6 protein-coding genes are annotated in these 4273 nt (G+C 48.9%); 2 read left to right on the top strand and 4 right to left on the bottom strand.

What is annotated here, in order from left to right; translation table 11 throughout:
* Positions 1-285 precede the first annotated feature (285 nt).
* A complete protein-coding gene (locus tag KQJ18_RS22140; RefSeq protein WP_216422747.1) occupies positions 286-570 on the bottom strand; it encodes a YebO family protein in 285 nt (94 codons plus the stop codon).
* A 74-nt stretch (positions 571-644) separates the two neighbouring features.
* Positions 645-788, bottom strand: a complete 144-nt coding sequence (gene mgrB / locus KQJ18_RS22135; protein ID WP_038641290.1) for a PhoP/PhoQ regulator MgrB — start codon at positions 786-788, stop codon at positions 645-647.
* 164 nt (positions 789-952) lie between these two features.
* On the opposite strand from mgrB, the gene KQJ18_RS22130 reads away from it, so the two are divergent.
* Entirely contained in the window at positions 953-1192 is a 240-nt protein-coding gene (locus KQJ18_RS22130) for a YobH family protein (RefSeq protein ID WP_038641292.1), read from the top strand.
* A gap of 114 nt (positions 1193-1306) precedes the next feature.
* Here KQJ18_RS22130 and kdgR read toward each other — a convergent pair whose 3' ends face one another.
* Positions 1307-2098 (bottom strand): DNA-binding transcriptional regulator KdgR, encoded by a 792-nt coding sequence (kdgR, locus tag KQJ18_RS22125; RefSeq protein WP_006684175.1) that lies wholly within the window; start codon positions 2096-2098, stop codon positions 1307-1309.
* A gap of 174 nt (positions 2099-2272) precedes the next feature.
* Between kdgR and KQJ18_RS22120 the strand changes: the two genes are divergently transcribed.
* Positions 2273-3646, top strand: coding sequence for an MFS transporter (locus KQJ18_RS22120; protein ID WP_216422746.1), 1374 nt, complete (start codon positions 2273-2275; stop codon positions 3644-3646).
* Positions 3647-3691: 45 nt separating this feature from the next.
* Here KQJ18_RS22120 and htpX read toward each other — a convergent pair.
* Positions 3692-4273, bottom strand: a 582-nt coding sequence (gene htpX, locus KQJ18_RS22115) for a protease HtpX (protein WP_216422744.1), incomplete at its 5' end; no start/stop codon positions are given.

The raw sequence follows: 4273 nt of genomic DNA, 5'->3' as shown, positions 1-4273 counted from the left end.
GAATGATGACAATGCACAAAAAAAGTAAGAGAAACGTTTCGCTGTGAATAAGACGATCGCTATCACAAAAATGACATAATCATATTTTTAACGTATGGGAAAATATATTTAGATCAGACCGTACGTAAGATATTAATTGGTTAGAGTATCTGAAAATACTCAGGTGACAGGCGACGCCGAACGCTAATTACGCGGCGAGAGCAGAAGAAAATGATCTGACATGTTGACGACAGGATGAGGTATCTGCGAACCGCATCAGCAGACCTTCACCCTGCCATACTGTTTTTAGCGCTCAGCTACCAGGCGGATGATGTCTTCATCTTCATCCTTCGCAGCAACCGCTGCAGGTTCTGCCGCTTTTTCTGGTTCGTTAGCTTCACAAAGGCGACGGAGCAATGCGTTCTGTCTTTTTTGCTGGTCTAACAATGCTTCAAGCAGTTCTATCTGCTCGTTAGTACGCGAACTTGCCCGATTGACGAAAAACCACAACACCAGCCCAACAACCAAAACCACCACCGATACCGCTAAAGACGCAAAACTCAACGCGCCAGAATTCAAAACTTCGTTCATTTCACCACCTCAATGTAGACAGCGTAGTTTACCACTGCCGCACAAGAAGGTAATCAACTGTTGTAAAAATGCGCTTACCAGGGAATAAATTTATTGATGGCACAAATACCGCTGAAAAATTGTACGTCCTGATCGCACATGATGTTAAACACCTGCGCCCACATCAATATGCATACCAGCACGATAACAATCAGTACCACCCAGCGTATTTTTTTCACTCCAGCTCCACTCTTCAACTCTACATCTTATGACTATAAATTATCATGCGTTACCTAAACCCAGCGTTAACTGTAACGGCATTCCATCTTTTTAGGAATGATTGACTTGTTTCATCCCGTGTACAGGCTAATCTACTAATAACGAGAAAAGATAAGAGGTTGTAATGCGTCTGATTATCCGCGCTATTGTGTTGTTAGCTCTGGTTTGGATCGGTTTATTACTCAGCGGCTATGGCATTTTGATTGGGAGTAAAGAGAATGCGGCCGGTCTGGGTCTGCAATGCCAATATCTGACCGCTCGCGGGACCAGCACCGCACAATATGTCCACTCAAACAGCGGCCTTATTGGCCTTTCAGATTGCCCTGTATTGCGGAAAAGTACTGTCGTTATCGATAACGGTTAAGATAGCGGCAATACATTCTCAATGCTATTTGCGCAAAACAGCGTTAATTTTATTCATTAAAAAACCCCAGGTACGCAATACCTGGGGTTTTACACTTAGCGCTATTGCTGCGGATTAGAACGGATAGTCGTTATAGCCCATTTGTTCAGAAATCTTACGCGCTGCCGTATGCAGCATCGCCACATATTCGTGTAAACGCTCTTCGGAAAAGCGCAGCGTCGGGAATGAGATACTCAAACCCGCAATCACCACGCCAAAACGGTCAAACACTGGAACACCGATGCAGCGCAGGCCTTCTTCCTGCTCTTCGTTATCTTCGCCGTATCCCTGTTCACGTACTTTATCTAACAATACCAGCAATTCATCAGTATTTGTGATAGTACGGTCGGTGCTGCGTTTATACTCGATGCCGTCAAGAATTTCCTTCACTTCATCGCGGTCACGCCATGCCAGAAGAACTTTACCGATAGCCGTGCTGTACAATGGGTTACGACGACCGACGCGGGAATACATACGCAGATTGTACATGGAGTCGATTTTATGAATGTAGACGATGCTGTCTTCATCCAGCGCACCAAGGTGTACGGTCTCTTTGGTCAAACGTGAAAGTTCACGCATCTGGATGTCAGCACTACGGATCAGATCAACGTTTTGTAACGCGCGCGCACCCAGTTCGAATAATTTCAGGGTCAGGGAGTATTTCTCTGACTCCCCTTCTTGTGCCACATAACCCAGCGTTTTCATGGTCTGCAAAAAGCGATAAACGGTGCTTTTCGACATCATGACGCGTTGCGACAGCTCGGTAATACCAATTTCGCGCTCTTCACCCAGCGCCTGCAGGATGCCAAAAACTTTCAGCACGGAAGATACAGAATCAGGTTGTTTATCCAGATCTGCGATTGCCATTTATCACCTCATTACGAGTGTTTTATAAAAATCAGAACCTGTTTTTATTATAATTTCGCGGACCTGCCCTCGCAATCGCTCTTTGCTTACTTAGTTACAAATCTGCGACCTAACGCCTGTATATCAATGCTAAGATTATTATTCTCATCATAATTCCCGATAAAATGACCCCTTATGGAAAAAATTCAGGCTGATGGCCTGCCATTGCCCCAGCGATATGGTGCAATTTTAACCATTGTTATTGGCATCTCTATGGCAGTACTCGACGGCGCAATAGCTAACGTCGCACTTCCGACGATTGCTACCGACCTTCAGGCGTCACCCGCCAGTTCAATCTGGATCGTTAACGCCTATCAAATCGCCATTGTGGTTTCACTGCTGTCACTCTCATTTTTGGGTGATATGTTTGGCTATCGACGCATTTATAAATGTGGTCTCGTCGTATTCCTGCTTGCCTCGCTGTTCTGTGCTTTATCAGACTCGCTACAAATGTTAACTCTGGCCCGCGTGGCTCAGGGGTTTGGCGGCGCGGCGCTGATGAGTGTAAATACAGCATTAATTAGACTTATTTATCCCCAGCGTCAGCTTGGTCGGGGGATGGGAATTAACTCCTTCATTGTGGCGGTATCCTCAGCGGCAGGCCCCACCATTGCCGCGGCGATCCTCTCTATCTCGTCATGGAAATGGCTGTTTCTGATTAACGTCCCGCTGGGAATAATTGCCCTGCTGCTGGCTATGCGCTTTTTGCCACCTAATTCGTCCCGCAGCAATAAACCACGCTTTGACCTGCCGAGTGCAGTAATGAATGCCTTAACGTTTGGCCTGTTAATTACCGCGCTCAGTGGGTTTGCGCAAGGGCAGTCGCTAAAATTGATTGGCACCGAGCTTGTGGCGCTTATCGTGGTCGGTTTTTTCTTTATCCGCCGCCAGTTGGCGTTGCCGGTACCGTTATTACCGGTTGACCTGCTGCGCATTCCGCTGTTTTCACTCTCGATTTGCACGTCAATCTGTTCATTTAGCGCGCAAATGCTGGCGATGGTTTCTCTGCCCTTCTTTCTTCAAACCGTGCTCGGTCGTAGCGAAGTCGAAACGGGCCTGCTATTGACCCCATGGCCGCTGGCAACCATGGTGATGGCGCCGCTGGCCGGATATCTTATCGAACGCGTCCACGCGGGGCTATTAGGTGCACTGGGTATGGCCGTGATGGCAAGCGGATTATTTGCCCTGGTGTTGCTTCCCTCTGCGCCCTCCGATTTTAATATCATCTGGCCGATGATATTGTGCGGCGCGGGTTTTGGTCTATTTCAGTCACCGAATAACCACACCATCATCACCTCCGCACCGCGTGAACGCAGCGGCGGGGCGAGCGGGATGCTGGGGACTGCGCGCTTGTTAGGGCAAAGTACCGGCGCGGCACTGGTGGCGTTAATGCTCAATCAGTTTGGTGACAGCGGGACACATATGTCGCTGATAACCGCGGGTATACTGGCAACGGCTGCCGCCATAGTGAGCGGCTTACGTATCACACAGCCGCGCGTTCAGGCATAAAAAAAGCGCGTCTGACGACGCGCTTTTTTTCCAGACTTCTTAGGGTTACTTCAGGTATTCCCCACTACGCAGCGCTTCAATACGCTTATCCAACGGCGGGTGAGTCATAAACAGCTCACTCAACGATTTGGATTTACCGTTGATACAGAACGCCATCATGCTGGTTGCTTCCTGCGGTTCATAGCTGGTTTTCAGACGCTGCAACGCGGCGATCATCTTCTCACGGCCGACCAGTTTGGCAGAACCGGCATCCGCATGGAATTCACGGTGGCGTGAGAACCACATGGTAATAATGCTGGCCAGAATACCAAACACCAGTTCCAGCACCGTCGCCACCGCAAAGTAGATTAATGGGTTGCCGTTGCTGCCCTCGCCCTCATCGCGGTTACCGCCCATAAATCCGGCGGCAATTTGCGCCAGAATACGGGAGATAAAGATAACGAAGGTGTTGACCACCCCCTGAATGAGGGTCATGGTCACCATATCGCCATTGGCAATGTGGCTGATCTCATGCGCGATAACTGCTTCGGCTTCGTCCGGGCTCATGTTTTGCAACAGGCCAGTACTCACAGCCACCAGCGAAGCATCCCGGCGCGCACCGGTAGCAAACGCGTTAATATCTGGCGC

Origin of the sequence: Citrobacter sp. S55_ASV_140, assembly GCF_018919505.1 — a bacterium.
Lineage (GTDB): Bacteria > Pseudomonadota > Gammaproteobacteria > Enterobacterales > Enterobacteriaceae > Citrobacter > Citrobacter werkmanii.
Note: the sequence above shows the minus strand (reverse complement) of the source record. Positions and strands in the feature narration are given on the sequence as shown.

What these genes read in the sequence shown, in the direction of transcription:
- kdgR (WP_006684175.1), bottom strand. Translation starts at nt 2,098, where the DNA reads ATGGCAATCGCAGATCTGGATAAACAACCTGATTCTGTATCTTCCGTG.
- KQJ18_RS22120 (WP_216422746.1), top strand. Translation starts at nt 2,273, where the DNA reads ATGGAAAAAATTCAGGCTGATGGCCTGCCATTGCCCCAGCGATATGGT.
- KQJ18_RS22130 (WP_038641292.1), top strand. Translation starts at nt 953, where the DNA reads ATGCGTCTGATTATCCGCGCTATTGTGTTGTTAGCTCTGGTTTGGATC.
- KQJ18_RS22140 (WP_216422747.1), bottom strand. Translation starts at nt 570, where the DNA reads ATGAACGAAGTTTTGAATTCTGGCGCGTTGAGTTTTGCGTCTTTAGCG.